Origin of the sequence: Streptosporangium sp. NPDC023825 (genome assembly GCF_040639575.1) — a bacterium.
Lineage (GTDB): Bacteria > Actinomycetota > Actinomycetes > Streptosporangiales > Streptosporangiaceae > Streptosporangium.
In genome coordinates this window covers 26,007-51,539 of sequence record NZ_JBFAAE010000001.1, presented here as the reverse complement: position 1 = coordinate 51,539, position 25,533 = coordinate 26,007, and the positions used below count along the sequence as shown (strand labels likewise).

General features: G+C 71.5%; 25 protein-coding genes. 13 read left to right on the top strand and 12 right to left on the bottom strand.

Annotation, left to right across the window (positions count from 1 at the left end; genetic code table 11):
• Positions 1 to 142: 142 nt before the first annotated feature.
• The 4 genes from AB0G15_RS00235 to AB0G15_RS00220 all read left to right on the top strand — a co-directional run bounded on the left by AB0G15_RS00235 (position 143) and on the right by AB0G15_RS00220 (position 4,068).
• Positions 143 to 778, top strand: coding sequence for an SSI family serine proteinase inhibitor (locus AB0G15_RS00235; RefSeq protein ID WP_362834221.1), 636 nt, complete (start codon positions 143 to 145; stop codon positions 776 to 778).
• A 483-nt stretch (positions 779 to 1,261) separates the two neighbouring features.
• Positions 1,262 to 1,648, top strand: a complete 387-nt coding sequence (locus AB0G15_RS00230) for a TraR/DksA C4-type zinc finger protein (protein ID WP_362834220.1) — start codon at positions 1,262 to 1,264, stop codon at positions 1,646 to 1,648.
• Between the two features lie 436 nt (positions 1,649 to 2,084).
• Positions 2,085 to 3,368, top strand: coding sequence for a D-arabinono-1,4-lactone oxidase (locus tag AB0G15_RS00225; RefSeq protein WP_362834219.1), 1,284 nt, complete (start codon positions 2,085 to 2,087; stop codon positions 3,366 to 3,368).
• Between the two features lie 148 nt (positions 3,369 to 3,516).
• The gene (locus tag AB0G15_RS00220; protein WP_362834218.1) at positions 3,517 to 4,068 is read left to right on the top strand and encodes a hypothetical protein; all 552 of its coding nucleotides are present in this window, start codon (positions 3,517 to 3,519) and stop codon (positions 4,066 to 4,068) included.
• Between the two features lie 615 nt (positions 4,069 to 4,683).
• Here the strand turns inward: AB0G15_RS00220 and AB0G15_RS00215 are convergent.
• Positions 4,684 to 5,385, bottom strand: a complete 702-nt coding sequence (locus AB0G15_RS00215; RefSeq protein ID WP_362834217.1) for a TetR/AcrR family transcriptional regulator — start codon at positions 5,383 to 5,385, stop codon at positions 4,684 to 4,686.
• A gap of 113 nt (positions 5,386 to 5,498) precedes the next feature.
• On the opposite strand from AB0G15_RS00215, the gene AB0G15_RS00210 reads away from it, so the two are divergent.
• The 3 genes from AB0G15_RS00210 to AB0G15_RS00200 all read left to right on the top strand — a co-directional run bounded on the left by AB0G15_RS00210 (position 5,499) and on the right by AB0G15_RS00200 (position 7,879).
• Positions 5,499 to 5,843, top strand: coding sequence for a YrdB family protein (locus AB0G15_RS00210; RefSeq protein ID WP_362834216.1), 345 nt, complete (start codon positions 5,499 to 5,501; stop codon positions 5,841 to 5,843).
• 36 nt (positions 5,844 to 5,879) lie between these two features.
• Positions 5,880 to 6,824, top strand: coding sequence for an NAD-dependent epimerase/dehydratase family protein (locus tag AB0G15_RS00205; RefSeq protein WP_362834215.1), 945 nt, complete (start codon positions 5,880 to 5,882; stop codon positions 6,822 to 6,824).
• Between the two features lie 167 nt (positions 6,825 to 6,991).
• Positions 6,992 to 7,879 carry a Gfo/Idh/MocA family oxidoreductase gene (locus AB0G15_RS00200; RefSeq protein ID WP_362834214.1) on the top strand — a complete coding sequence of 296 codons (888 nt, stop codon included), beginning with the start codon at positions 6,992 to 6,994 and terminating at the stop codon, positions 7,877 to 7,879.
• An 84-nt stretch (positions 7,880 to 7,963) separates the two neighbouring features.
• Here AB0G15_RS00200 and AB0G15_RS00195 read toward each other — a convergent pair whose 3' ends face one another.
• From AB0G15_RS00195 to AB0G15_RS00185, 3 genes are all read right to left on the bottom strand, one after another.
• Positions 7,964 to 8,974: an acetamidase/formamidase family protein gene (locus AB0G15_RS00195; RefSeq protein ID WP_362677277.1), complete on the bottom strand. Its 1,011-nt coding sequence runs from the start codon at positions 8,972 to 8,974 to the stop codon at positions 7,964 to 7,966.
• 160 nt (positions 8,975 to 9,134) lie between these two features.
• Complete coding sequence (locus AB0G15_RS00190) at positions 9,135 to 10,544, bottom strand: APC family permease (RefSeq protein WP_362834213.1); 1,410 nt, start codon at positions 10,542 to 10,544, stop codon at positions 9,135 to 9,137.
• Positions 10,545 to 10,741: 197 nt separating this feature from the next.
• On the bottom strand, positions 10,742 to 11,485 hold the full coding sequence (locus AB0G15_RS00185; protein WP_362834212.1) for a helix-turn-helix domain-containing protein: 744 nt from the start codon (positions 11,483 to 11,485) through the stop codon (positions 10,742 to 10,744).
• A 63-nt stretch (positions 11,486 to 11,548) separates the two neighbouring features.
• On the opposite strand from AB0G15_RS00185, the gene AB0G15_RS00180 reads away from it, so the two are divergent.
• Complete coding sequence (locus tag AB0G15_RS00180) at positions 11,549 to 12,130, top strand: TIGR03086 family metal-binding protein (RefSeq protein ID WP_362834211.1); 582 nt, start codon at positions 11,549 to 11,551, stop codon at positions 12,128 to 12,130.
• Positions 12,131 to 12,234: 104 nt separating this feature from the next.
• On the opposite strand, the gene AB0G15_RS00175 is transcribed toward AB0G15_RS00180, so the two are convergent.
• Positions 12,235 to 13,323 (bottom strand): substrate-binding domain-containing protein, encoded by a 1,089-nt coding sequence (locus AB0G15_RS00175; RefSeq protein ID WP_362834210.1) that lies wholly within the window; start codon positions 13,321 to 13,323, stop codon positions 12,235 to 12,237.
• 86 nt (positions 13,324 to 13,409) lie between these two features.
• Between AB0G15_RS00175 and AB0G15_RS00170 the strand changes: the two genes are divergently transcribed.
• Positions 13,410 to 13,898: a MarR family winged helix-turn-helix transcriptional regulator gene (locus tag AB0G15_RS00170; protein WP_362834209.1), complete on the top strand. Its 489-nt coding sequence runs from the start codon at positions 13,410 to 13,412 to the stop codon at positions 13,896 to 13,898.
• A gap of 167 nt (positions 13,899 to 14,065) precedes the next feature.
• On the opposite strand, the gene AB0G15_RS00165 is transcribed toward AB0G15_RS00170, so the two are convergent.
• Positions 14,066 to 15,355 carry a Glu/Leu/Phe/Val dehydrogenase gene (locus tag AB0G15_RS00165; RefSeq protein WP_362834208.1) on the bottom strand — a complete coding sequence of 430 codons (1,290 nt, stop codon included), beginning with the start codon at positions 15,353 to 15,355 and terminating at the stop codon, positions 14,066 to 14,068.
• Between the two features lie 259 nt (positions 15,356 to 15,614).
• Between AB0G15_RS00165 and AB0G15_RS00160 the strand changes: the two genes are divergently transcribed.
• Positions 15,615 to 17,186, top strand: a complete 1,572-nt coding sequence (locus AB0G15_RS00160; protein WP_362834207.1) for an alkaline phosphatase D family protein — start codon at positions 15,615 to 15,617, stop codon at positions 17,184 to 17,186.
• Between the two features lie 58 nt (positions 17,187 to 17,244).
• Here AB0G15_RS00160 and rocD read toward each other — a convergent pair whose 3' ends face one another.
• The 5 genes from rocD to AB0G15_RS00135 all read right to left on the bottom strand — a co-directional run bounded on the left by rocD (position 17,245) and on the right by AB0G15_RS00135 (position 22,398).
• The gene (rocD, locus tag AB0G15_RS00155; protein WP_362834206.1) at positions 17,245 to 18,456 is read right to left on the bottom strand and encodes an ornithine--oxo-acid transaminase; all 1,212 of its coding nucleotides are present in this window, start codon (positions 18,454 to 18,456) and stop codon (positions 17,245 to 17,247) included.
• 40 nt (positions 18,457 to 18,496) lie between these two features.
• On the bottom strand, positions 18,497 to 19,303 hold the full coding sequence (gene ddaH / locus AB0G15_RS00150) for a dimethylargininase (protein ID WP_362834205.1): 807 nt from the start codon (positions 19,301 to 19,303) through the stop codon (positions 18,497 to 18,499).
• A 133-nt stretch (positions 19,304 to 19,436) separates the two neighbouring features.
• Positions 19,437 to 19,934: an Lrp/AsnC family transcriptional regulator gene (locus AB0G15_RS00145; RefSeq protein ID WP_362834204.1), complete on the bottom strand. Its 498-nt coding sequence runs from the start codon at positions 19,932 to 19,934 to the stop codon at positions 19,437 to 19,439.
• 182 nt (positions 19,935 to 20,116) lie between these two features.
• The gene (locus AB0G15_RS00140; RefSeq protein ID WP_362834203.1) at positions 20,117 to 20,827 is read right to left on the bottom strand and encodes a DUF5941 domain-containing protein; all 711 of its coding nucleotides are present in this window, start codon (positions 20,825 to 20,827) and stop codon (positions 20,117 to 20,119) included.
• Entirely contained in the window at positions 20,824 to 22,398 is a 1,575-nt protein-coding gene (locus tag AB0G15_RS00135; protein WP_362834202.1) for a CDP-alcohol phosphatidyltransferase family protein, read from the bottom strand. The genes AB0G15_RS00140 and AB0G15_RS00135 overlap by 4 nt, the downstream gene beginning before the upstream one ends.
• A gap of 171 nt (positions 22,399 to 22,569) precedes the next feature.
• Here AB0G15_RS00135 and recO point away from each other — a divergent pair, with 171 nt between their 5' ends.
• Genes recO through AB0G15_RS00120 form a run of 3 tightly spaced genes read left to right on the top strand, consistent with a single transcriptional unit; the run spans position 22,570 to position 24,930 of the window.
• A complete protein-coding gene (recO, locus tag AB0G15_RS00130) occupies positions 22,570 to 23,307 on the top strand; it encodes a DNA repair protein RecO (RefSeq protein WP_362677251.1) in 738 nt (245 codons plus the stop codon).
• Complete coding sequence (locus AB0G15_RS00125; protein WP_362834201.1) at positions 23,304 to 24,122, top strand: isoprenyl transferase; 819 nt, start codon at positions 23,304 to 23,306, stop codon at positions 24,120 to 24,122. The genes recO and AB0G15_RS00125 overlap by 4 nt, the downstream gene beginning before the upstream one ends.
• A 43-nt stretch (positions 24,123 to 24,165) precedes the next feature.
• A complete protein-coding gene (locus AB0G15_RS00120; protein WP_362834200.1) occupies positions 24,166 to 24,930 on the top strand; it encodes a crotonase/enoyl-CoA hydratase family protein in 765 nt (254 codons plus the stop codon).
• Between the two features lie 79 nt (positions 24,931 to 25,009).
• Here the strand turns inward: AB0G15_RS00120 and AB0G15_RS00115 are convergent, their stop codons facing one another.
• Positions 25,010 to 25,504, bottom strand: a complete 495-nt coding sequence (locus tag AB0G15_RS00115; protein ID WP_362834199.1) for a carbonic anhydrase — start codon at positions 25,502 to 25,504, stop codon at positions 25,010 to 25,012.
• Between the last annotated feature and the right edge of the window lie 29 nt (positions 25,505 to 25,533).

Sequence of the window (25,533 nt, the reverse complement as noted above, 5' to 3'; positions counted from 1 at the left end):
CATTCCATGGCGAGTCGCTGCGAGACATCCCAACATCATCGACATAGCCTCTTTGCAGCTCAGGGTGTAACTCGCTCCCCCCGAACTGACCGAACGCGACATATTCGGCTGTTTATGGAATTCGTATTTATCGGGGGAATTCATGCGATGTATCCTCGGCCTGGCCACCGCCGGGCTCGTCATCCTCAGCGGTACCGCCGCCGCGGACGCGCAGCCGGCGCGCTACGAACCCGACCCGTCCGCGGCTCAATCGACCGTCGACCCGCCCCCGTGGCCGCCCCGGCCGGTGCCGCTGCCCTACCCCCTGCCGCCTCGCCCGAATCCGGAACCACCCGTCCCCAACCCGTCGTGGATCCGGCCGACGCCGCCCAGGCCCGTTCCGTTCCCACCCCGGCCGATCCCGCTGCCACCTCGTCCCCAACCGCTGCCGCCCCGCCCGCCCGTCACGGTCCCGCCGTGGGGCCCGACGATCGACGGCCCGTACCCCAAGCGCCTCACGCTGTCCGTCTCGCGAATGGGCAGGACGCGGACCGTCCGGCTCGCATGCACGCCGACGTACGGCACGCACCCTCGCGGGCCGGAGGCGTGCGCGCTGCTGAGCCGGGTGCAGGGCAACCCCGCCTACGTCAGGCTGCCCTGGATGGCCTGCCCGCGGCACTACGACCCCGTCACCGCGTCCGTGACCGGCACCTGGAACGGCCGTTACGTCCACTACCGGCGGACCTTCAGCAACCAGTGCGAGCTGCGCGCCGCGACCGGGGCGATCTTCTCCTTCTAGGACCCGTCCCATGGGACACCCAGGACCCGTCCCGTGGGACACCCCTGGAGCACGTGTCCCGGACCCGCTCGGCGTCCGGGACACGTGACAGCCCGCCGATCGTCGCCCGGGAGGCGGCGGGCGCCGCAGAGACAGGAGAGGCCAAAGGGGCCAGAGGAACCGAAGAGGCCGGGGGATCGAGCGGGCCCGTCGCCGGACGGCGGGCGGAGCGGTCACGGGCGGAGCGATCACGGGCGGAGCGGTCACGGGCGGAGCGGTCGACGACCTGCTCGCCGGCGGACGGCCGCCGGTTTCCACGAAAGGAGCTCGTACGGCGGCGGGGACGCCCCCGCCGCCGTACGAGCCGTTCTTCCGGGCCCCGGACGGGGGCCGTTCACCGCCGCGAGCCGTAAAATGGAGGGAAGTCCCGGGTCGGCGGCCTCGCGTCGCGAGCCGGTGCCCACGGCCAGGAGCGGATCCGCGGTAGGACGGGGTGAGACGGCGATGGGCAAGCAGCCTTCGGGAACCGTGCTTTCTTCTGCTCAGCGGGCGGCCCTGCGGGATCTTCTGACCGCGGACCGCGAGAGGACGGTGGCCCAGATCACGGCGTTGACACGTGACTGGGACGACCTCGTCGATTCGTCGGCACTGGTGGCCAACGACGACGAGCACGACCCGGAGGGGGCGACGATCGCCTTCGAGCGGTCCCATCTCCAGGCCCTGCTCGACAGGGCGCGAGATCATCTCGTTACCCTCGACGAGATGGCCGAGCGGCTCCAGCAGGGCACCTACGGCGTGTGCGACGACTGCGGGCGGCCCATCGCCCTGGAGCGCCTGAAGGCACGCCCGGTCGCCCGGACCTGCATCGAGTGCGCCGGACGCGGGCGGTGACGACGCTCGAGAGGCTCTGAGCGGGCTGGTTCCCGCCGTCCGCGTCGAATGGCCGGACCGGGCGGTGACGATGCTCGAGAGACCCTGAGCGGGCCGGTTCCCGCCATCCGCGTCGAATGGCACCGGACCGGGTGGTGACGACATCCGAGAGGTTCTGAGCAGCCGGGTCCCGCCGTCCGCGTCGAGTGCGCCGGACCGGATGGTGATGACTCGCGGCGGTTGTAGCGAAATTCCTGAACTACCCTGGGTGCGGCGATGCCCGCCGTCGCGCCCCGGAGGATCGTCGGCCCTGAGCCGTGTCCCGCACGACCACGACCGCCCGGTCGCGACCCGTGCCCCTCACGGTCACCCGGTGAGCCCGTGTCCCACACGATCACCCGCGTGTGGCGCGCATCCGCCGCGTACGGCCTGGCGTGAGGCGTAGAGAGGGCACATCGTGACCAGAGAACTGCTGAACTGGGCGGGCAACATCACCTATGGCGCCGCGCGGTTCCACCGCCCCGGCGGCATCGAGGAGCTCCAGGAGCTGGTCGCCGGCAGCGGCGCCATCCGGGCACTCGGCACCCGTCACTCCTTCAACGAGATCGCCGACCGCCCCGGTGGCGACCTCGTCTCGCTGGAGGGCCTGCCCGCCGATTTCGAGCTCGACCCGGTGCGGGGCACGGTCACGGTGGGGGGCGGGGTGCGCTACGGCGAGCTGAGCCGGTGGCTGCACGAACGGGGCCACGCGCTGCCCAATCTCGGCTCCCTGCCGCACATCTCGGTCGCCGGTGCCTGCGCCACGGCCACGCACGGCTCCGGCATCGCCAACGGCAACCTGGCCACCGCCGTCTCCGGCCTGGAACTGGTCACCGCGGACGGTGAGATCACCGTCCTCAGCCGGGAGAAGGACGGCGACCGCTTCGCGGGTGCGGTCGTCGCCCTCGGCGCGCTGGGCATCGTCACCAGGGTCGTCCTCGACGTCGTCCCGGCCTTCGAGGTGCGGCAGTACGTCTACGAGAACCTGCCCTGGGCGCGGATGGAGGAGCACTTCGAGGAGATCCTCTCGGCCGCGTACAGCGTGGGCCTGTTCACCGGCTGGACCGGCTCCGGGATCGACCAGGTGTGGGTGAAGCGCCGCGACGGCGAACCCGGCCCGTGGGAGCCGGCGCCGCGCTGGCTGGACGCCACGGCGGCCACGGCCGACCGGCACCCGCTGCCGGGGATGTCCGCCGTCAACTGCACCGCGCAGATGGGCGTGCCCGGCCCCTGGTACGACCGGCTGCCGCACTTCCGCCTGGACTTCACCCCGAGCAGCGGGGAGGAGCTCCAGTCGGAGTACCTGCTCCCGCGCCGCCACGCCCTCGCCGCGCTCCGCGCGCTGGACGCGGTCAGGGACGTCGTCGCCCCCGTCCTGCAGATCTCGGAGGTGCGCACCGTCGCGGCGGACGACCTGTGGCTGAGCACCGCCTACCGCGAGGACGCCGTCGCCGTCCACTTCACCTGGAAGAAGGACTGGCCCGCGGTGAGCCGGGTGATCGCCGTGGTCGAGGAGGCGCTGGAGCCCTTCGAGGCCCGCCCGCACTGGGGCAAGCTCTTCCTCATGGGTCCCGAGCGTCTGAACTCCCTGTACGACCGGCTTCCGGACTTCCGGCGGCTGGCCGCCGACCTCGACCCCACGGGCAAGTTCCGCAACCCGTTCCTCGACGCCCGGGTCTTCGGGGAAGGCCCCGTTTCCTGACCGTTCGCAGCCTCAACCTTGATCCGTACATCAGTAGATGAGCGGATCGCATGAGTGGATCCGGGTAGTTAACCCCCATCACAGCGGTAACGGCGCGATGTTAACCATAAAGGTCGCGAATCCGACACTTGTGACGAGGGGGAGACGCATGGAACGCAATACGGTCGTGCGCGCGATGCACGATGTAGGGCTGGCCGCCTGGTTCGGGGGCTCGTTGATGGGCGCGATCGGCCTCAACGGCGCTGCCAACGTGGTCAGTGACAGGAGCGAGCGCCTGCGGGTGGCGAACGTGGGATGGGGACGCTGGAGGCCGGTCAACGCCGTGGGCATCGGCGCCTTCCTCATCGGCTCGGCCGGCCTGCTGGCGGCCAACAAGCAGCGCGTGGCGCATCAGCATGGAGTGGGGGCGAGCACCGCGACCAAGGCCGCGCTGACCGCCGCCGCGCTGGCCGCGACCGCCTACACCGGGATGCTCGGGGCCAAGCTGGCGGACGCGGGCGACGTGCCCGTGGAGGGCGCGGTGAAGCCGGAGAAGGAGACCCCGGAAGACGTGGCTAAAGCGCAGCAGCAGCTGCGGCTCATGCAGTGGGTCATCCCGGCCCTCACCGGGACGATCGTCGTCATGACCTCCCTGCACGGGGAGCAGCAGCGGCCGGGCCAGATCCTCCGGGGAGCCGTGCGCAAGCAGTTCTCCCGGTAGGAGGCTTCCGGCCGGTCACACGGTCTCACGGAGGTCGTCGTACGCCCCAGGGGCGCCGCCGCCGGTACCCCGGTCGTGCGGGCGGCGGCAGACGGCCTCCGGTCACGTCGGCGGCGTCGCGGCACGCCTCTTCCACCCGTGGGAACGGGTGGAAGAGGCGCGCCGCCCTGTTCGCCGGGCGGGAACGCGGAGGGGTGGCGTCAGACCGTGGACGTCAGACCGCGGCTGACGGCCTCCTCGCGGAGGCGTTCCGGCGGCGGAGCGGCGCCGCCGCCGAAACGCGCCAGACGTCCCGTCCGGCGCACGCCCTGGTCCCGGCGACCGCGGCCCCGGCGGCCCACGGGGAATGGCAGGCCTGGCCCGTCGCCGCCACCCTGATCGTCCCGCCCTCCCGACCGTGGCGAAGTGCATCTCGCCCCTGACCGTACGGAAGATCTTGGCGTTCGGCGCTGTCGGGCCGGATGCGATGTCGTGCAGATGAGCCGCTCCAACTCGTCGGCGTCGATGCACCTCTCCTGGTCCAGCGGCAGCTACCGGAGACGGATCAGTACGAGGTGGAGCGTGGTGAAGCGCTGCCGGACGTCGACGGGGAAGGTGCGGCCGAGTCGTGACGTGTCAGGCAGGTAGCCCGAGGGTGCGGGCCTGGCAGCGCATGGCGTGGTCGAAGGCCGCCGCGAGGTCGAGGATCGCGTTGTTGAACTGGCCGAACAGCTCGAAGCTGAGCCAGCCGAACAGGCCGGTCCAGGCGATCAGGCCGCGGACGATCACGTCGTCGGGGACGTCGGGTATCAGCTCGCGCACGCGCGCGGCGTCCTCGTGGAAGGACGGCGGGACGGGCGGCTGTGCGGTGTCGGGCGGGTTCAGCGCTCCGGCGCGGTGGGCGTCGGAGACGATCCGGCCGTAGACGACGGTGTCGCGGACCGCGGCGGGGACGGTGTCCTGCGGTGCCCGGTAGCCGGGTACGGGCGAGCCGTAGAGCAGGGCGTACTCGTGCGGATGGGCCAGTGCCCAGTCCCGTACGGCGTGGCAGACCGCCATCCACCTGCCCCCGTGGTCCTCGGGCGGCACGGCCGCGTCGGCGTTCTCCACGGCCTCGCCGACGGCGTTGTAGCCGTCGATGATCAGGGCCGTGAGCAGGTCGTCCCTGGACGGGAAGTAGCGGTAGATCGCCGACGAGGCCATGCCCATCTCGCGGGCGACCGCGCGCAGGGACAGGCCGCTCGCGCCGTCGACGGCCAGCTGCCGCCGGGCGACGTCTGTGATCTCGCGGGTCAGCTCGGCTCTGACCCTCTCGCGTGCGGTGAGGCTCGAACTCATGCCGCGACCATATCAGAGCACTGAGAACAAAAGAGAGCACTGCTCTTGACGAACACTGCTCTCTAGAGAGAGCATTGCTCTCAGAACGGAACAGTGATTCTCAAGGAGCCCCCATGCTGTCCCTGGCCAAGAACCTCAACCTTCTCGTCATGTTCCTGCTGGAGCTGGGCGTGCTGGCCTCCGTCGGTCACTGGGGTTTCGTCGTGGGCTCGGACTGGCCGCTGAAGCTGCTCCTCGGCCTCGGCGGGCCCGCCCTGTTCATCGCGATCTGGGCGATCTTCGGCGCGGCCGGCGGCGCGACGATTCCGCTCACCGGCTTCGCCCGCGTCGTCCTTGAGGTTCTCTGGTTCGGCGGAGGCGCCACGGCCCTGGTCATGGCGGGCCACCTCGTCCCCGGAGTCACCTTCGCCGCCGTGTTCGTCCTCAACGCAGTCCTCCGGCTCGTCTGGAACCAGTGAGCCGACATATCAGTGATCAGTGAAGGAAGAGGAATCATGACCAAGCACGTCATCGCGGGAGCCGGTCAGGTCGGTTCCGAGGTCGCCCGGCGGCTGGCCGGGCAGGGGCACGAGGTCGTCCTCGTCAGCCGCTCGGGCTCCGGTCCCGACCTGCCGGGAATCCGCAGGGTCGCCGCGGACGTGAGCGACCGCGAGAAGCTGACCGCCCTGACCGGGGGTGCCGCCGTCCTCTACAACTGCGTCAACCCGCGCTACCACGAGTGGGCGCGCGACTGGCCGCCGCTCGCCGCGTCACTGCTGGGAGCCGCCGAGACCACCGGCGCGGGATACGTCATCCTCGGCAACCTCTACGTCTACGCGGCTCCCGACCGGCCGATGCGGGAGAACGACCCGCTGGACCCGCCCAGCGCCAAGGGCGCGATCCGGGTCAAGGTGTGGCGGGACGCCCTGGCCGCGCACGAGGCGGGCCGGGTCAGGGTGACCGAGGTGCGCGGATCCGACTACTTCGGCCCCGGCTGCCTCGACCAGTCGCACCTCGGGGAGAGGTTCGTCCCCGCGCTGCTGGCCGGCAGGACCGTCCGCTTCGCCGGCGACCCCGCCCAGCCGCACAGCTGGACCTACGTGCCCGACGTCGCGCGGACCCTGGTCGCGGCGGGCGAGGGAGACCGCGCCTGGGGCCGCGCGTGGCACGTCCCGACGAACGAGCCGATGTCGGTACGCGAGGTCGCCGAGCGCCTGTGCGCGCTCGCCGGAGTCCCCGATCCGGGGGTCAAGGCCATGCCCCACTTGCTGCTGCGCGCCGCCGGGCTCTTCTCACCGATGCTCGGGGAACTGGAGGAGCTGCGCTACCAGTTCGTCCGCCCCTTCGTCCTCGACTCCGGCGAGTCCCAGGCCGCCCTCGGCCTCGCGCCGACCCCGATGGACGAGGCGCTGGCCGCGACGCTCGCCTGGTGGCGCGACCGCCTGGCCGTGGCGGCGTAGCGGAGGACGTCCCACTCCGTACGCGGGGACGGGTGCTCGCGGGGCACCCGCGCCGGGCGGGCTCGGCGGCACGCCGTACGCGCGGGGGCGGGACCGGCGCCCGCCCGGACGGAGCCCGGGACCGCACCCGCCGGGGCAGGGCCGGCGGTACGCCGTACGCTTTGAGCATGAAGATCGCTGTCATCGGCCTCGGGGACATCGCGGAGAAGGCGTACCTGCCGGTCCTCGGCGCGACCCCCGGACTCGACCTCCACCTGTGCACCCGTGACCGCGCCACGCTCGACCGCCTCGGCGACGCCTACCGGGTCGAGCGCCGTTCCTCCTCGGTGGACGAAGTGCTCGGAGCGGGGGTCGAGGCGGCCTTCGTGCACGTCGCGACGGCCGCGCACACGGAGGTCGTCGAGCCGCTGCTGCGAGCGGGCGTGCACGTCTACCTGGACAAGCCGATCGCCTACACCCTCGCCGAGTCCGAGCGCCTGGTGCGGCTGGCACGCGAGAGCGAACGGTCGCTGCTCGTCGGCTTCAACCGCCGCAGGGCGCCGTCCTACGCGGCACTGCGCGATCTTCCCCGCGACCTGGTGGTGATGCAGAAGCACCGCGCGCGCCACCCCGCCGACCCGCGGACCGTCGTCTACGACGACTTCGTCCACGTCGTGGACACCCTCAGGTTCCTGGTGCCCGGCGAGGTCGAGCACACCGGCATCCGCACCCGGGTCAGGGACGGCCTGCTGGAGTACGTGACGCTGGAGCTGTCCGGGGACGGCTTCACCGCCTTCGGGATCATGAACAGGATGAGCGGTGCGGCCGAGGAGACCGTGGAGGTCACGGGAGGCGGTGCCAGGCGCCGCGTGGTCAACCTGGCCGACGTGATCGACTACACCGGCGGCGAGACCCTCACCAGGCGAGGCGACTGGACCCCGGTCTCCCGGCAGCGGGGTATCGAGCGGGTCTGCCTGGAGTTTCTCGACGCGGTCCGCTCCGGCACCGTCCTCGACGCCGGCGATGCCCTGGCCACCCACGCGATCTGCGAGGACATCGTCGCCGCCGCGACCTGACCGCCCGCGCCGCGCGCCCCGGTGGCACGACGCGGGCGACCGGCTCGCCGGGTCCCCGCCGGCAAGACGGCGGGACGTCCTCGGTCAGCGTTCGGCCAGATACCTCCGGCCGAGGGCGCGCAGGCGATCGTGGGCCGACTCGTAGGCGTCCGGACGGCCGAGGGCGGACTTGGGAAGCTTGGCGACCATCGTGTAGTTGGTGTCGCAGACGTTGCCGACCGGTGCCTCGCCGATCTGGCTGACCAGCTGGTAGGCGTCCAGCGGGTCCAGGCCGGTGAGCTCGGAGGCCCAGGTGACCAGGTCGTGCTGGCTGATCCGGTACGCGTCCTCCAGCGGGCGGGCCGAACCGGTGGACATCAGGTGGGCGTCGTCCTCCAGGCGGGGCCACGGGGTGCTCACCCCCTTGATCAGTTCCACGGCGACGACGGTGTTCATCGCCGCCTCGACGGCGGTGCCGCACACCTCGCCGTGCCCCTGCCTGGCGTGCCCGTCGCCGATCGCGAAGAGCCCGCCCTCGACGTTGACGCCGAGGTAGACGGTCACCCCGGCGCGCAGCTCGGGGGTGTCCATGTTGCCCCCGTGGGCGTCCGGGGTGATCGTCATGCGGGCCTCGGACGCGGCGGGCGCGACGCCGACCGTGCCGTGCATCGGGTCGAGCGGCAACTCGACCGTGAAGTCGCTCCTGCGCGCGTGGTAGCGGACCACGCCCGCGGCCGTGTCGATGTCGTAGCGCCACACCAGCTCCTCCAGGGGAGGGGTGAGCATCGCGGTGGTGTGGGTGCCGGTCAGCGCGCCGAAGTGCGGGAACGTGGCCGACACGGCCCAGTCCCTGGCGGGTTCGATGGAGACGAAGTGCAGCGCGAGCGTGTCGCCCGGCTCGGCCCCCTCCACGTGGAAGGGCCCGGTGACGGGGTTGAGGTAGGGGAACTCGCAGACCCGCGAGGGCAGGTCGTCGACCGAGGTCACCAGGCCACCGAAGCAGTCCTCGGTGTACGTCTCGACGATGGAGCCGGGGGCGACCCTGGCCACCGCGGGCCGCCCGCCGAAGGTGTAGCTGAGGTCCTCGGGCGCGGGGCGGTAGGAGAAGACGTTCATCGCGCGGCCTCCAGGGGAAACGGGGCGGAAGCGCGTTCCGCTGCGGGAAGGGCGGAGGGGGCGCGGAAGGAGCCGGGCCTCTCCCCGACCTCCTGGAAGATCTCGAACACGGTTCTGCCCTCGCATGTTGTCGGGTCGGTGGGACGGGGGTCGTGGGCTCTCAGGACCTGCCGGCCGTGTCGGGTGACTCCGGGGTGTCGACGAGTCCGGCCAGGGTGGGCCGGCGGCCCGTGGCGTAGGAGACGCCCAGCACCACCAGGCCGACGCCGAACCAGACGATGCCGAGCGTCTGGGCCGCGATGCTGGCGTTGATCACGACGTAGAGCAGGATCGCGAAGCCGAGCGCCGGGGCGACGAGGTGCCGCCACAGGTCGCGGCTGCCCCGGCGCACGACGTAGTGGACGACCACCGACACGTGCAGCGCGAGGAAGGCGGTCATCGCCCCGAAGTTGACCAGCCCGCTGATCAGCGTGATGCCGTCGTCGCGGGTGGTCAGGTAGAGCCCGACGATCAGGGAGACCGCGGCCACCACGAGGGTGGCGTTGACGGGCACCCGGTGCTTGGGGTCGATCTTGGCCAGGAAGGAGGGGAGCTGGCGGTCGCGGGCCATCGCGAACAGCAGCCGGGAGGTGGCGGCCTGGGCGACCAGGGAGTTGGCGAAGCCCCAGGCGATGGCGGTGGCGACCGCGGTCAGCACGCTGAGCCAGTGGCCCCCGGCGAACGCGGCCATGTCGTAGAAGGCGGTGCCCGCCGGGTCGCCCTCGGTCAGCAGGCGGGCCCGGTCGGGGGTGAGCAGCGCGGCCACCCAGGTCTGCGCGATGAACAGCACCCCGGCCAGGCCCAGCGCCGCGACCATGGACCTGCCGAGCCGCCGCGAGTCCTCGCGGCTCTCCTCGGCCATCATCGAGATGCCGTCGAAGCCGAGGAAGGACAGCACCGCGATCGAGACCGCGCCGAAGACGAGCGACCAGGAGAAGGTCGAGGAGTCGAACAGCGGGCTGAGCGCGCCCGCCTGGGCCTTGCCCTGGGCCAGGGCGACCACCCCGACGACCATGAAGATCGCCAGCACGATGAGCTCGCCGATCAGCATGATCTTCGTGATGCGCGCGGTCATCTGGATGCCCGTGTAGTTCACGACCGTGTTGAGCACCACGAACACGATCAGCCAGCCCCAGACGGGGATGGCGGGCACGAAGGAGGCCATCGCCGCGCTCGCGATGAGATAGAGCAGGGCGGGCACCAGCACGTAGTCGAGCAGGATCACCCACCCGGCCAGGAAGCCGACGGGCGCGGCGATGCCGCGGCCCGCGTAGGTGTAGACCGATCCGGCCATCGGGAACGCGCGGGCCATCTGCGCGTACGAGAGCGCGGTGAAGGCCATCGCGACCATGCCGATGGCGTACGCGAGGGCGACCATGCCACCCGAGGCCTGGAAGACGCCGCCGAAGATGCCGAACGGCGCGATCGGGACCATGAAGATCAGGCCGTAGACGAGCAGGTCGGTGAAGCTCAGTGACCTGCGGAGTTCCTGTCGATAGCCGAATTGCTCCAGTGACGGCTCGGTTGTCATGTACGGCTCCTTGAAGTGGCTGCAGCCGTACCCTAGAACCTTTCTTTTCGAAGGAAAAGTTTTCAGTCGAACGTTTTTGTCCGACTTTGACCCGCCACACATCCGGGACCGGTACGGAACCGCCGCACCCGCCGGCGAGCCGCCGCCGCGGGTCCGGGACCGGGCCCGCCCCACCCGGCCTCGACCCCGTACGGGCCCTAGAGGCGTTCGGCGTACCAGGTCGGGGACTCGCCGAACATGTCCTTGAAGTCCCGGACGAAGTGCGCCTGGTCCGCGTACCCGAGTTCGGTCGCCAGCCCCGCCCAGTCCGCCGGCGCGCCTAGCGCCAGCCGCTCGGTGACCTCGTGCAGCCGGTAGCGACGGATCACCCATTTCGGACCTATACCGACGTAGTCGGCGAACAGCCGCTGCAGTTCCCGGACACTGGTCTCGAAGAGGTCGGCCAGCGTGGTGACCCTGGTGATCTCAGGATTGGCGGCGATCGTCGCGACGATCCCCGCGGCTCGCTCCACCTTGGCGTCGCGCTCGGGCAGCCGCGCCCTGAGGAAGTCCTCGACGGCCGCGACGTCGACCGGGTCCGGCAGGTCACCGGTGAACACCTGACGCGCGTCGAGAGACCGGTTCGTGATCGTCGAGACGGGCGCACCCAGGAACGGCCGGAACCCCCCGGGCCGGAACGCCACCCCGAACACGCCGCTCCTGCCCTCCAGCACCCTGACCCGATGCCCGTCGCAGACGCCCTGCACCGTCGCGCCGCTGTCACGGAAGGTCAGGTGCACATTGGGGTACGGCACGATCAGCTGCCTGTAGGGCTCGGCGTAGTCCCACGAGACCACCCAGTAGCGTTCGACGTACGGTGCCAGATCGGGCGACGGCCTCGGGAAGGCGTGGCGCTGGAACCTCGTCCACGCACCGGCGAGCTCACGGATGTCCCTGGGCATGCGGCCGAGCCTATGTCGCGTTTGTTCAATACACCCGTCGCGGGACGTGTTTTCCTGGACGCCATGCATGACAGAGAGCTGATGACCCGCGCGGCCGCGCCCCTGGCGGAGATCATTCACATCATCGAGCCGGACCAGCTGAGTGCCCGGACGCCGTGCTCCGAGTACGACGTGCGCAAGCTGATCAACCACCTGCTGTTCTGGGGGCCGTCGCTCGAGGCGGCCGCGCGCAAGGAGACCGTACCGCCACCGGCCGGGAGCGAGACGGACGTGGACCTGACCGAGGGGGACTGGGCGGCCGCCCTCGAGATCCACGTCAAGCGCACCGTGGCCGCCTGGAGCCGTCCCGCCGCGTGGGAGGGGACGACGCACATGGGCGGCCCGATGGAGCTGCCCGCGTCGCTGGTCGGAGGCATGGTGGTGGGTGAGCTGGTCGTACACGGCTGGGACCTGGCGCGGGCGATCGACCGGCGCCCGGCCTGGGACGACGACCTTGTCGCGTACCTGCTCGACGAACTGGCCAAGAACGCCGCGCAGGGGCGGGAGATGGGCGTCTACGGGCCGGAGGTAGGCGTCCCGGCCTCGGCGTCGCCGTTGGACCGCATGCTCGGCCTCATCGGCCGCGACCCTGCCTGGACCCGCTGAGAACACCGCGCGACCCCGCCTGGACCCGCTGGGAACACCGCGTGGGGTGGTTTCGCGGGTTCGAGGTCCTCCGCCCGCCTGCGGATCCGAAGTCCGTACCGGCCCTAGCGGACGATGTCGAAGTCCAGCCCGTCGGCACGGCCGATGTGGGCCTGCCGCCGCACCCCGCGTCCGCGCAGGGTCAGCCGCCCCCGCGCGGCGACGATGGAGGTGCCGTCGGCGATCGCGTCCACCTCGGGCACGGCGAGCGTCCCGGCGCGCGAGCCGAGCGCGGCGAGCATCAGCACCGCCTCGTAACAGCCCTGCCCGTGCCCGTTGAGCAGCGGCGCGGTCGAGCCGAACCGGCGGACGTAGCGCTCGCCGAGGCTCAGGCTGTCGTCGGTGCCCAGGCTCGCGAAGTAACCCATCGCCCCGTACAGCTCGCCGGTGGCGTCGCCGCCGATGCCGAGCAGGCCGTGCTCCTCCAGCGCGCCGCAGAGCCGCGGCCAGGACAGCCCGGCCGCCGCGAAGGCCCGGTTGAAGGCGACCAGGTCGCTGCCCACCAGGCTGAGCAGCACCGCGTCCGGCCGGCCGGCCACCAGCCTCTCCAGGGCCGGGGAGAAGTCGCGGGTGCCGTACGGCACCAGGAGCTCGCCGACGACCCCGACGTCCCGCGCGGCGAGGTGGCGGCGGGCCGCCCCGTGGACCAGGCGCGGCCAGACGTAGTCGTTGCCGAGCAGGAACCACCTGCGCGCCCGGCGGCGGTCGATCAGCCAGTCGAGGCCTGGCCGCAGCTGGCGGGCGGGGGACTCGCCCAGGAAGTAGACTCCCGGCGCGTGACCGCCCCCCTCGTACGGCGGCGCGTAGACGAACGGCACCCTGCCGGCCAGCGCCCGCACCACCTCGATCCTGACGTCGCTGCCGTGGGTGCCGACCACGGCGTCGATCGCGCCCCAGCGCGCGAGCCCCGCCACCTCGGCGGCCACCTGCGCCGCCGGACGGCCCCCGTCGACCAGGACCAGCTCCACCGGCCTGCCGAGCATCCCGCCCGAGAGGTTCACCTCGTCGGCGGCGAGGACCGCGCAGTTGATCGCGCACGGCCCCACCAGGCCGAGCACGCCGGAGATCGGCACGACCAGCCCGACGCGCAGCGCGTCCCCCGGGAGCAGCTGGGCTTCCAGGGGTTCTATGACGGGTGTGATGGCTTCTGCCACACAGACGAGTATCCTCCGGAATGGATAGGTACGGCAGTCCCGTCACTCGGACGGGACACGGATCGTGACGCAGACGGGAGCTCCATGTGGTGACGACCGGGCTGGGATCCTCGCTCGCCTACCTCCTCAGCAGGGCCGAGCGCAGCGTCAACCGGGGACTCGCCGCAGCGGTGACCGCCCAGGACGTCTCCGTCGAGCAGTGGCGCATCCTGCGCGCCCTCGCCGACGGCCGGGGGCACTCGATGGGCGACCTGGCCGAGGCCGTGCTGATGCCGCACCCGACGCTGACCAAGGCCATCGACCGGCTCATCGACCGCTCCCTCGTCTACCGGGGTCACGATCCGGGCGACCGCCGCAAGGTCGCCGTCTTCCTCGCCGACCGCGGGTCCGAGCTGCTGGCCCGGGTCGAGGGCGGGGTGGCCGAGCACCATCGGCTGATCGAGGCGGTCTACGGCACCGAGCGCACCGAGCGGCTCATGCGGGATCTGGAGGGGCTGGTCACCGCCCTGGACGGCTCTCCGGCGGTCCCGTCTCCGGTGGTCTCGGACGCCCCTGGCGGTCCCGGCCGCCCGTGACGCGCCGGGGCCGGCGGCGTCGGAGCCCAGGGGCGCCCTGACCCGCGGGGACCGCGCCGCGCTCCGGTCCACGGCTTCGTCAGGCCCTATGACACGCCCCCTCACAGCCTCAGAGTGCAGCCCGCGCCCGGTGGGCCTCGGCGACACGGCCGGCACCGATCACGGCCTCAGGAGTGCAGCCCGCGTGCCCGGTGGGCCTCGGCGACCCGGCCGACACCGATCAGATGGGCCGCCTGGCGCAGGGTGATCCCGTGCTCGGCGGCGACCGTCGCGGTCGTGTCGAACGCGTCCTCCACGATGCCGCGGAGCCTCGCGTCGACCTCGCGCGCGCTCCACGAGCGCGCCTGCATGTGCTGCAGCCACTCCAGGTAGGAGACGATCACGCCGCCCGCGTTGGCCAGGATGTCGGGGACCACGGTGACGCCCGCGTCGGCGAGGACGCGGTCCGCCCCGGGCGTGGTGGGGGAGCTGGCGCCCTCCACGACCAGGCCGGCCCTGATCCGGGTGGCGTTCTCCTCGGTGATCGCCCCTTCCATCGCGGCGGGGACCAGCACGTCCACGTCGAGCTCCAGCAGCTCCTCCCACGACAGCGCGTCCGCCCGGCGGTAGCCGCGTACGCCGCCGGTCTCCTCCGACCACGCCCGCAGGTCGTCGACGTCCAGGCCGGAGCGGTCGATCACGGCCCCCGTGCGGTCGGAGACGGCGACCACGAGGCAGCCCGCGTCGGCGAGGTAGCGCGCGGCCGGGGCGCCGACCTTGCCGAAGCCCTGGATCGCGACGGTGCGGCCCTCGGGGGAGCCGTCCAGGGCCCTGAGCGTGGCGATCCGCACGCCGCGAGAGGTGGCCCCGGCCCGGTCGGGCGCGCGGCCGGGGGTCACGGGACCGCCGATCGTCACGCCGGGCACCGGGTAGCCCGCGTTCACCGAGTAGGTGTCCATGATCCAGGCCACGGTCCGCTCGTCGGTCCCGACGTCGGGGGCCGGGACGTCCCTCTCGGGACCGATGATCGGCAGGACCTCGTTGACGTAGCGCCGGGTGACCCGTTCCAGCTCGCGGGCGCTCAGCGAGGCGGGGTCCACCGAGACGCCGCCCTTGGCGCCCCCGTAGGGGATGCCGGCCAGCGCGCACTTCCACGTCATGCCCATGGCCAGGGCGGTGACCTCGTGGACGTCGGTGCGGGGGTGGAAGCGGATGCCGCCCTTCGCCGGGCCCCGGGTAGTGTTGTGCTGAACCCGGAAGCCCTGCACGACGTCCATCCGGCCGTCCTCGCGGCGGACCGGGACCGAGACGGCGAGCGAGCGGCGGGGAGTGGCGAGCATGGCGCGCAGGCTGTCGTCCAGGTCCAGCCGGTCGGCCGCCTGGCCGAGCCGGAACAGCGCGGAGTCGAGGGCCTGCCGGCCCGGGCTGACCGGAGCGGTGGCGGCCGGCGTCGTCGACGGCACCGTGAGCGTTGTCAAGGCAAACCTCCGTACGGTGAGCGGAGCGCCCTTGCTCCACTCGGGGCACATGGTCACGATCAGAGTAGGTGCGGTTTTTTGCCCCCAAGGACGGACCGTGTTTCGTTCTGATGACTGATCGCCGGGCCTGTTCGCGAGCACGCGAACAGGAGGTGCGTTGTTATCCGCCGGTCCTCTTGGGCAATCTGGGGGTAACACGCAGATTTGGCAGTCTCCGGTCATGGATTCTTGCCGTTGTGCAGTGGCTGAGGGGATGAACGTGCCGGAACTTGTGGTCGGGCCGATGCTGCGTTATGTCGACGAGACGAGCGCGTCGGTGTGGGTGGAGACGAGCGAGCCGTGTGAGGTGACGGTCGAGGTCGGCGGCGTGCGCTCGGAGGCCAGGACGTTCACCGTCCACGGCCACCACTACGCGATCGTCGACGTGGAGAGCGGCGGGACCTACGAGGTGCGCCTGGGCGGGGAGACCGTGTGGCCACTGCCCGACCAGCCGCCGAGCCGCATCCGCCTGCTCGGCCCGGACGGCCCGAACCGCGTCATGTTCGGCTCCTGCCGGACCAGCGTGCCGCACGACCTCGTCTACACGATCTCCCACGGGGTGGACGTGCTGCGCGCGTACGGCGGCACCCTGCCGGACGCGCCCGACGAGCGCTGGCCCGATCTGCTGCTGCTCCTCGGCGACCAGGTCTACGCCGACGAGCCGTCCGCCGAGATGCTGGAGTTCATCGCGAGCCGCAGGGACACCGACCCGAAGAAGGAGATCGCCGACTTCGAGGAGTACGCCGAGCTGTACCGCCTGGCGTGGACCGACCCGGAGATCCGCTGGCTCCTCTCCACCGTGCCCACCGCGATGATCTTCGACGATCACGACCTGCGCGACGACTTCAACACCTCCATCTCCTGGCGTACGGCGATGGAGGACGTCCCCTGGTGGCGGCACCGGGTGGTCTCCGGGATCGGCGCCTACTGGGTCTACCAGCACCTGGGCAACATGTCGCCGGCGGAACGCGCCTGTGACGAGGTGCTCAGCAAGGTGTGCGCGGCCGAGGGGGACGGCGCCGAGGCCCTCGACGTCTTCGCCGAGCACGCCTACGACGTCCCCGCCGACAGCCGGTGGAGCTACGCCCGCGACCTCGGTGACACCCGTCTGATCATGCTCGACTCCCGCTGCTCCCGCCAGCTCGACCCCAGGGACCGGCGCATGATCGATCCGGTGGAGTGGGAGTGGCTCACCGAGCAGCTCAGCAGGGACGGCGCGAAGCGCTTCGTGATCGGCTCCTCGGTGCCGTTCCTGCTCCCGGCGGGCATCCACCACATCCAGAACTGGAACGAGGCCCTGGCCCAGGGCGCCTGGGGCAAGACCGTGGCCCGCTGGTCGGAGATCCTGCGCCAGGCCGTCGACCTGGAGCACTGGGCGGCCTTCCGCCGCTCGTTCGAGGACCTGTCCAAGCTGCTGATGGGGCTGGGAAAGCCGGTGATCGTGCTTTCCGGCGACGTGCACTACTCCTACGTGGCCAAGGCCCGAGGGCTTCCCATCTACCAGCTGGTCTGTTCCCCGATCCGCAACCCGCTGAGCCGCACCCTCCGCCTGGCCAACATCGTCGCCCAGTTCGGCATCGCCAGCCTGATCGGCCGCTCGCTCTCCCGCGCGGCCAAGATCCCCAAGCCGCCGTTCAAGTGGCGGATCACCAACGGCCCGTGGTTCTCCAACGCGGTGGCGATCCTCTCCCTGGACACCGCCCCCACCTCGGTGCGCTGGGACACCGCCACGGGCACCGAGGTCTCGGAGATCACCGTCGTGGAGCTGGAGGAGGACTCCTCCGTCCGCTAGAGACCCCGGGGCTCCGGTGCGGCGCGTTCCCTCCGGGGCGCGGGCCGCACCGGAGGGGTCACCGCGCGAGTTCCGCCAGGACCGCGCCGAGCTGGTCGACCGCCCACAGGAGATCCTCCTCGGAGACGACGATCGGCGGGGCGAGGCGGATGGTCGAGCCGTGCGTGTCCTTGGCCAGGACGCCGTGGGCCATGAGCGCCTTGGAGACCTCCCGCCCGCTCGCCAGCGACGGGTCGATGTCGACCCCCGCCCACAGGCCGCGCCCGCGCACGGTGATCACACCCTGGCCGATCAGCCCGCGCAGCCTCTCGTGCATGACCCCGCCGAGCTCCCTGGCCCGCGCCTGGTACTCGCCGGTGCCGAGCAGCTCGATGACCGCGTTGGCGACCGCGCAGGCGAGCGGGTTGCCGCCGAAGGTCGAGCCGTGCTGGCCCGGCCTGATCACGCCGAGCACGTCCTCGTTCGCGGTGATCGCCGAGACCGGGACGACGCCGCCGCCCAGGGCCTTGCCCAGCACGTAGACGTCGGGGACGACGCCCTCGTGGTCGCAGGCGAAGGTCTCGCCGGTGCGGCCGAGACCCGACTGGATCTCGTCGGCGATCATCAGGATGTTCTCCGCGGTGCACAGCTCGCGGACCTGGGTGAGGTAGCCGTCCGGCGGCACCAGCACCCCGGCCTCGCCCTGGATGGGCTCCAGCAGCACCGCGACCGTGTTGGCGTCGACGGCCTCGCGGATCGCCTCGACGGAGCCGTACTTAACGATCCTGAAACCGGGGGTGTACGGGCCGAAGCCGCCGCGGGCGTCGGGGTCGGTGGAGAAGCCGACGATCGTGGTGGTCCGGCCGTGGAAGTTGTCCTCCATCACGATGATGTTGGCCTGCTCGGCGGCCACGCCCTTGACCTCGTAGCCCCACTTGCGGGCCACCTTGATCGCGGTCTCCACGGCCTCGGCGCCGGTGTTCATCGGCAGGACCATGTCCTTGCCGGTGAGGTCGCCCAGCCCGGCGGCGAAGGTGGCGAACTGGTCGTGGAAGAAGGCGCGGCTGGTCAGGGTGAGCCGCGACAGCTGCTCCTGGGCCGCTGCGATGATCTTCGGGTTGCCGTGCCCGAAGTTCAGGGAGGAGTAGCCGGACAAGCAGTCGAGGAAACGCCTGCCCTCCACGTCGACGACCCAGGCGCCCTGCGCCTCGCGGATCACGACGGGCAGGGGGTGGTAGTTGTGCGCGCTGCGGCGCTCGCTCAGCTCGATGAAGTCTTCGGTGCCGGTCATCCGATGTCCGCCCCTCCCTGGTTCGCCTGGTCCCTGGTCCTCATGCCGCGCGCCGTCCCCGGATCTCCAGCGTGCAGCACTTGGGGCCGCCGCCGGCCTTGCGCAGCTCCGACAGGTCCACCGGGATGACCTCGAAGCCGCGGCGCTTGAGTTCGAGCTGCAGGTCGGCGGCCTCGGCGTTGATCACCACGTTGACGCCGTCGCTCACGGCGTTGAGGCCCAGCACGGCCGCGTCGTCCTCGCTCGCGACGACGGCTTCGGGGAAGAGGACGCGGAGCACCTCCTGGCTCCCCGGCGAGAAGGCCTCTGGGAAGTATGCCACGTTATGTCCGTTTAGCGGGAAGAGCGCGGTGTCCAGGTGGTAGAACCGGGGGTCCACCAGCTGCAGCGTCACCACCGGGCGGCCGAGGAACTCCTGGGCCTCCTTGTGCGCGGTGATGTCGGTGCGGAACCCGGTCCCGGCCAGCACCAGGTGGTCGAGCGTGAGGAAGTCGCCCTCGCCCTCGTTGGTGAAGGCCGCTTCGTGGACCCGGTCGTAGCCGTTGTCGACGAACCACTTCAGGTACGCGGGTCCCTCGGCCGCGCGCTGCGGGTGGGTGAACCGCGCGCCGTACACGCGGCCGTCCACGACCAGCGCGCCGTTGGCGGCGAAGACCATGTCCGGCAGGCCCTCCACCGGGTCGATGAGGCTGACGCGGTGCCCGAGCTCCTCGTAGGCGCTCCTGAGGGTCTCCCACTGCCTGATCGCCACCTCGCGGTCGGCGCCGGACTCGGGATGCATCCACGGGTTGATCGCGTACTCGACCGCGAAGTGGTCGGGCCGACACATCAGGTAGTGCCTCGTCATGGATAACCCCGCAGCTAAAGGTCGTGGTGACAGCCGCCGTCACGGTCTCGACGGCGGTGCCATCAGCCTAGGAACAGCGTTCTCGCAGGCCAAGGGGCTGCGTTTGCGTGCTGACGCGGGTTTCTTGCGTGTTTCACACTAGAAACGTCGATTCGTTGTGCGGGGCGATGAACGGCTCGCTGCGCGAGGTGACCAGGGGGGCCTCGATCAGGCGGGAGAGCACGATGGAGCTCTTGGTCCGCACCACGAACGGCTCCGCGGCGATGCGCTCGATCACCCTCTCCACGTGCCGCACGTCGGTGGCCCTGATGTGCAGCAGCGCGTCGGCCTCGCCGGTGATGGTGCACGCCGAGACGACCTCGGGATGGCGGCCGACGGCCACCCCGATCTCCGACGGAGAGGTCTTGCCCGCGCAGAACAGCTCCACGTAGGCCTCGGTGGTCCAGCCGAGCGCCGCGGGCTCCACCCGGGCGGTGAACCCGGTGATGGCGCCGGTCTCGCGCAGCCGGTCCACCCGGCGTTTCACCGCCGACGCCGACAGGCCCACCCGCTGCCCGATCTCCGCGTACGTGGCGCGGGCGTCCTCGACGAGCGCCCCGATGATGTCGCGATCCAGCCTGTCCAGTTCCACGCAGACCTGTATACCGCCTGGATCGGCGCGGGTTCGCGAGGGGCGGCGGTGGCGCGCGGCCCGGACACGCGAATGCCGCCGGACAGATGATCTGTCCGGCGGCATTCGCCGTTCGTGAGGTTCAGGTCTGGCCGGCTTCTCCGGTGGCCTGTTCCCGGACCTCCTGGAGGGGAGGTGTCGGGTCAGGTCTGGTCGGCTTCGCCGGTGGCCTGTTCCTGGGCCTCCTCGGGGGAGGTCTCCAGGTCGTCGCTCGCCTGGGCGGCGTTCGCCGTCTGCTTGTCCAGGCCGACCCAGCTCGTCACGCTCTCGACCGCGAACAGCACGCCGAGGTAGAGCGTGAGCGCGGCCAGCACCCACGTCAGCACGCCCAGCGCGGCACCGGCGCCGACCAGCAGCAGCCGGAGCTCCCAGCCCAGCCCGGCCTGGAACACCCAGGGGGCCGGCCAGATGCTCTGCCGCGTCCGGTACACCGTGTCGTAGGTGTGGTAGCCGATCACGTAGATCAGCACGTACAGCAGCCACTTGGGCGCGTCGGCCGCCAGGCCGATCAGGATGATCGTGAGGAACTCGGCCGCCCGGATCAGCGGCGGCGCCAGCCAGTCGAGCTTGCCGAGGTGGTCGCGGGCCGCGGTGGGCAGCACCAGGACGATCATGACCAGCACCGGGACGAGCAGGATCGGCCCGTCCACCAGCATCCCGGTCACGGCCATCGCGATGATCGCCAGCAGCGCGGCGAGCGAGGCGGGCACCGGGGGCAGGCCCGGCCCGACCTTGCCGCGCAGCAGCGTGACCAGCGGGCCGTCGTCGCGGTAGGCGAGCAGCCGGGCGGTCTGCACGCGCAGCCGCTCCTCGTACGGGTCCGGAGCGGGGACGGTCTGCGGCTGGGTGATCATGCGAGAGACCTCATCAGGCGTCCGGTGAGCGAGTAGGCGGCCCCGATGCCGCCCCAGATGATCAGTGTCAGGAAGGTGATCCTGGCGTCGAAAAGGGCGCTGACGATCGCGATGGCGGCGAAGCGCTCACCGATGGGGAACACGATCATCTTGCGGGCCCAGTGCACGGTCCGGTACCTGCCGGCCCTGCCCCACATCTTCAGCAGGCTGCGGATCCCGCTGGTCGTGGCGTTCTTGCGCTGCTCGAGCGCCTGGCGCAGGCCGGTGTCGGCGCTGACCGACAGCGGCACCGAGGGCAGCGGCGACGGGGGCTTGCGCCGGTTCGCCGCGCCGTAGGAGAAGTCGAGGAGGTGCTTGATGGACTGCACGCCGAGCGCGATCAGCGCCAGCGTCCAGACGTCGCCCACGCCGGAGACCGCCGCGCCGACCGCCAGGCCCGCGAAGACCACGTACTCCTTGAACCGGTCGAACGTGGCGTCCAGCCACGCCCCCAGCACGCCGAACTTGCGGGCGTACCGCGCGACCTGGCCGTCCACGCAGTCGAAGACGAAAGCGAAGTAGATCAGCACGCCGCCCGCGACCATCCCGGCCCGCTCGCCGGTGGCGAAGCACAGCGCCGCCGCCACGCCCAGCGCGATCGAGATCAGCGTGACCTGGTTGGGGGTGAGCCCCCGCCTGGCCGCCCAGCGGGCGATGAACCTGGAGTAGGTGCTGACGAAGTACGTGGTGAAGAAGCCGTCGGCGCCCTTCACCGCGTTGTTCAGCCGCGCCTTGTCCTCGTTGAACGTGGACATCTCGGCGAGCGCCTCGGCGGCCTGCTCGGGAGAGGACACCCGGCGGAAGAACAGGTCGCGGCGGCCGCGGATGCCGACGGAGACGCCCTTGCGCACCAGGCCCAGGACCAGCAGCTGGACCAGGTCGTCGTCGGGACCCAGCAGGTGGGCCATGTCGGCCAGCTCGCGGGCGGCCTCGGCGAGGACGGGCGCGTGCTTGTGGTGCAGGTGCAGCGGGCCGAGCAGGACCGAGTTGGGCCTGGTCACCCCGTGGAAGGCCGAGCCCACCGAGATGACCCGGGACTTGCGGGCGCGCACCCGGACGGGCAGGCCCTCCAGCCTCCGGTCGCCGATCTCCGGCAGGGCCTCGTCGATCGGGACGTCGGGGACGATGACGTCGCCGTTCTCGTCCTCCTCCCGCGGCTCCTTGGTGATCAGCGCGAGGGCTCCGCGCTTCGACTTGGTGATCTGGTAGATCAGCTCGTCGTGGATCAGCGAGTTGGTCGGCAGGAAGAGCAGGTTCTCGGTGGCGCCCTCGACCGCGTCGGCCACGGCGCGCAGGTCGCCGGCCAGGTCGGAGGTCTCGACCAGGCTCCCGGGGAAGCCCCGGTGGGCGGCGGCGTCGCCCGAGCGGACGATCGTCACCGGCTGGGGGTCGAGTGAGGCGAGCTGGCCGTGCAGCTTGCCGATCACCGTGGGGCAGCCGGGAAGCGCGGGCAGGGTCAACGCGGCGGGCGTCGCCTGGCCGGGAGCGGCATCGGGGCCGGGCGATGAGCCCAGCAGGACCACGCGGGGCATGGCACCCTTTCGTGCGGAGACGGGTGTTGGGGCGGTGTAACCGGGGGCGGCATTTCGCCAGAGGCCAAAGTTTAGTGAGTTTTGGGTGAACAACACGCACCGGTGATCTATCCGTGTCGTTTGATCATGGTTCCACCTCTGCCAAGTGAACGGTCCCACTACACTGTGCGGGTGAGTCTGTACCGTGACGACGGCATCGTGCTGCGCACCCACAAGCTGGGCGAGGCCGATCGCATCGTCACCGTCCTGACCCGGCGGATGGGCAAGATCCGGGCCGTCGCCAAGGGGGTCCGGCGGACAACATCACGATTTGGGGGCAGGCTCGAGCCGTTCACCCACGTCGACCTCCAGCTCCACACCGGCCGCACGCTCGACATGATCACCCAGGCCGAGACCATCCGGCCGTACGGCGAGCCGCTCGTCTCCGACTACCCGCGCTACACGGCGGGCACCGCGATGCTGGAGACCGCCGACCGCCTGGTCATGGGGGAGAAGGAGCCCGCGCTGCGCCAGTTCCTGCTTCTCGTCGGCGGCCTGCGCACGCTCGGTGCGGGTGAGCACGAGGCGAGGCTCGTCCTGGACGCCTACTTCCTGCGCTCCCTCGCCGTCGCCGGGTACGCCCCGGCCCTGGAGGCCTGCGCCCGGTGCAAGGCCGTCTCGGTGCGGGCCTTCGCCATCGTGGCCGGGGGCGTGGTGTGCGGGAGCTGCCGTCCCGCGGGCGCGGCGGTGCCCGAGGGGGAGACCCTCGCCCTGATGGTGGCGCTGCTCAAGGGCGACTGGCTCACCGCGGACGCCTCCGTCGCCCGGCACCGCGCCGAGTGCAGCGGCCTGGTCGCGGCCTACCTCCAGTGGCACCTGGAACACGGCATACGCTCTCTTCGACACGTAGAAAGGGAGCTCGCCACGTGAACGTCCGCCCACCCGTCCCGCATCCCTCCGGCGCCACCCCGCCCCCGATCCCGCGCGACCTCGTGCCCCGGCACGTGGCGATCGTGATGGACGGCAACGGGAGGTGGGCCAAGCAGCGCGGCCTGCCCCGCACCGAGGGGCACAAGGCGGGCGAGGCGTCGCTCTTCGACGTGATCGAGGGCGCGATCGAGCTCGGCATCCCCTACCTGTCGGCCTACGCCTTCTCCACGGAGAACTGGAAGCGCTCCCCCGACGAGGTCCGCTTCCTGATGGGTTTCAACCGCGACGTCATCCGCCGCCGCAGGGACCAGCTCCACGCGATGGGCGTGCGGGTCCGCTGGGCGGGCCGTCCCGGCCGGCTGTGGCGGAGCGTCATCCAGGAGCTGCGCGACGCCGAGGAGATGACCGAGGGCAACTCCACGCTCACCCTGCAGTTCTGCGTCAACTACGGCGGCCGCGCCGAGATCGTGGACGCCGCCCTGCGCCTGGCGCAGGACATCGCCGACGGGCGGGTGAAGCCGGGCCGGGTCAAGGAGGAGACCTTCGCCCGATACCTGGACGAGCCGCAGATCCCCGACGTCGACCTGTTCGTGCGGTCCTCCGGCGAGCAGCGTATCTCCAACTTCCTGATCTGGCAGACGGCGTACGCCGAGATGGTCTTCCTCAACCGTCTCTGGCCCGACTTCGACCGCCGCGATCTGTGGGAGGCCTGCGAGACGTACGCCAAGCGCGACCGGAGATACGGGGGAGCGGTGCCGAACGCGGTCCCCTCCGCCCGGGACGCCTCGGGTGTCCCGGGTGTCGCGGCGGAATGAGTTATGTTCCGGGTGACGCCGACTCGCTGAGAGGTGCCCCCGGATGACTGTCAGGATCGAACGCGACGGGCCCGTCACCACCGTCGTGCTCTCCAGGCCCGAGGTCCGCAACGCCGTCGACGGCCCCACGGCCCGGGCGCTCGCCGACGCCTTCCGCGACTTCGACGCCGACTCCGGCGCGGCGGTGGCCGTGCTGTGGGGCGAGGGGGGCACGTTCTGCGCGGGAGCCGATCTCAAGGCCGTCGCCGAGGGCCGCGCCAACCGGGTGGACCCCGAAGGCGACGGGCCGATGGGGCCCACCCGGATGCGGCTCGGCAAGCCCGTGATCGCGGCCGTCGCCGGGCACGCGGTCGCCGGAGGGCTGGAGCTGGCCCTCTGGTGTGACCTGCGGGTGGCCGAGGAGGACGCGGTGTTCGGGGTCTTCTGCCGCCGCTGGGGCGTCCCGCTGATCGACGGCGGCACCGTCCGGCTGCCGCGGCTGGTCGGGACGGGACGGGCGATGGACATGATTCTCACCGGCCGTCCGGTGGCCGCCGCGGAGGCCCTCGGCATGGGGCTGGTCAACCGGGTGGTGCCGGCCGGCACCTCGCGCGCCGCCGCCGAGAACCTGGCCGCCTCCATCGCGCGCTTTCCCCAGGAGTGCATGCGCGGCGACCGCATGTCGGTGCTGGAGCAGGAGGGGCTTCCCGAGCGGGAGGCCATGGCGGGGGAGTTGCGCCACGGCCTGAACGCCCTGCCCGGCGCGGTGGCCGGCGCGTCCCGCTTCGCCGCGGGAGCCGGTCGCCACGGCGACTTCGGCGCTCCGTGACCCGCGGTTCCCGGGCGGGGGCCGGGGTCGCGCCCCTCCGCGTCTCCGTGGTGCCCCGGCGTCTCCGTGGCGCCCCGGCTCAGGCCTTGACCTCGCGCAGGCGGCCGGTCTCCACCTCGTAGACGAAGCCGCGCACCGAGTCGGTGTACGGGATGAAGGGGTCGTTCCTGATCCGGTAGAGGGACTGGACGACGTCCTCGTCGAGGTCGGTGAAGGCCTCGGCCGCCCAGTCGGGCTTGATCCCGACCTCGGCCTGGATCTGCCGCTTGAAGTCGTCGTCGGTGAAGGTGAGCATGCCGCAGTCGGTGTGGTGGATGAGGATGATCTCCCTGGTGCCGAGCAGGCGCTGGCTGATGGCCAGGCTGCGCCGCTCGTCGGCGGTCACCACGCCGCCCGCGTTGCGGATGACGTGCGCGTCGCCCTCCGAGAGCCCGAGCAGGCCGTACGGATTGAGGCGGGCGTCCATGCAGGCCAGCACGGCCACCCCGCGCGCGGGCGGCAGGGGCAGATGGCCCTTGCCGAAGGTCTCCGCGTAACGCTCGGCGTTGGCGAGCAGCTCGTCGGTGACGCTCATGGGTTCTCCTCGGGGGTAGGCGACGTCAC

What these genes read in the sequence shown, in the direction of transcription:
- AB0G15_RS00220 (WP_362834218.1), top strand. Translation starts at nt 3,517, where the DNA reads ATGGAACGCAATACGGTCGTGCGCGCGATGCACGATGTAGGGCTGGCC.
- AB0G15_RS00200 (WP_362834214.1), top strand. Translation starts at nt 6,992, where the DNA reads ATGAAGATCGCTGTCATCGGCCTCGGGGACATCGCGGAGAAGGCGTAC.
- AB0G15_RS00195 (WP_362677277.1), bottom strand. Translation starts at nt 8,974, where the DNA reads ATGAACGTCTTCTCCTACCGCCCCGCGCCCGAGGACCTCAGCTACACC.
- AB0G15_RS00190 (WP_362834213.1), bottom strand. Translation starts at nt 10,544, where the DNA reads ATGACAACCGAGCCGTCACTGGAGCAATTCGGCTATCGACAGGAACTC.
- AB0G15_RS00210 (WP_362834216.1), top strand. Translation starts at nt 5,499, where the DNA reads ATGCTGTCCCTGGCCAAGAACCTCAACCTTCTCGTCATGTTCCTGCTG.
- AB0G15_RS00120 (WP_362834200.1), top strand. Translation starts at nt 24,166, where the DNA reads ATGACTGTCAGGATCGAACGCGACGGGCCCGTCACCACCGTCGTGCTC.
- AB0G15_RS00230 (WP_362834220.1), top strand. Translation starts at nt 1,262, where the DNA reads ATGGGCAAGCAGCCTTCGGGAACCGTGCTTTCTTCTGCTCAGCGGGCG.
- rocD (WP_362834206.1), bottom strand. Translation starts at nt 18,456, where the DNA reads ATGACCGGCACCGAAGACTTCATCGAGCTGAGCGAGCGCCGCAGCGCG.
- AB0G15_RS00235 (WP_362834221.1), top strand. Translation starts at nt 143, where the DNA reads ATGCGATGTATCCTCGGCCTGGCCACCGCCGGGCTCGTCATCCTCAGC.
- AB0G15_RS00205 (WP_362834215.1), top strand. Translation starts at nt 5,880, where the DNA reads ATGACCAAGCACGTCATCGCGGGAGCCGGTCAGGTCGGTTCCGAGGTC.
- AB0G15_RS00185 (WP_362834212.1), bottom strand. Translation starts at nt 11,485, where the DNA reads ATGCCCAGGGACATCCGTGAGCTCGCCGGTGCGTGGACGAGGTTCCAG.
- ddaH (WP_362834205.1), bottom strand. Translation starts at nt 19,303, where the DNA reads ATGACGAGGCACTACCTGATGTGTCGGCCCGACCACTTCGCGGTCGAG.
- AB0G15_RS00135 (WP_362834202.1), bottom strand. Translation starts at nt 22,398, where the DNA reads ATGCCCCGCGTGGTCCTGCTGGGCTCATCGCCCGGCCCCGATGCCGCT.
- AB0G15_RS00115 (WP_362834199.1), bottom strand. Translation starts at nt 25,504, where the DNA reads ATGAGCGTCACCGACGAGCTGCTCGCCAACGCCGAGCGTTACGCGGAG.
- AB0G15_RS00140 (WP_362834203.1), bottom strand. Translation starts at nt 20,827, where the DNA reads ATGATCACCCAGCCGCAGACCGTCCCCGCTCCGGACCCGTACGAGGAG.
- AB0G15_RS00215 (WP_362834217.1), bottom strand. Translation starts at nt 5,385, where the DNA reads ATGAGTTCGAGCCTCACCGCACGCGAGAGGGTCAGAGCCGAGCTGACC.
- AB0G15_RS00180 (WP_362834211.1), top strand. Translation starts at nt 11,549, where the DNA reads ATGCATGACAGAGAGCTGATGACCCGCGCGGCCGCGCCCCTGGCGGAG.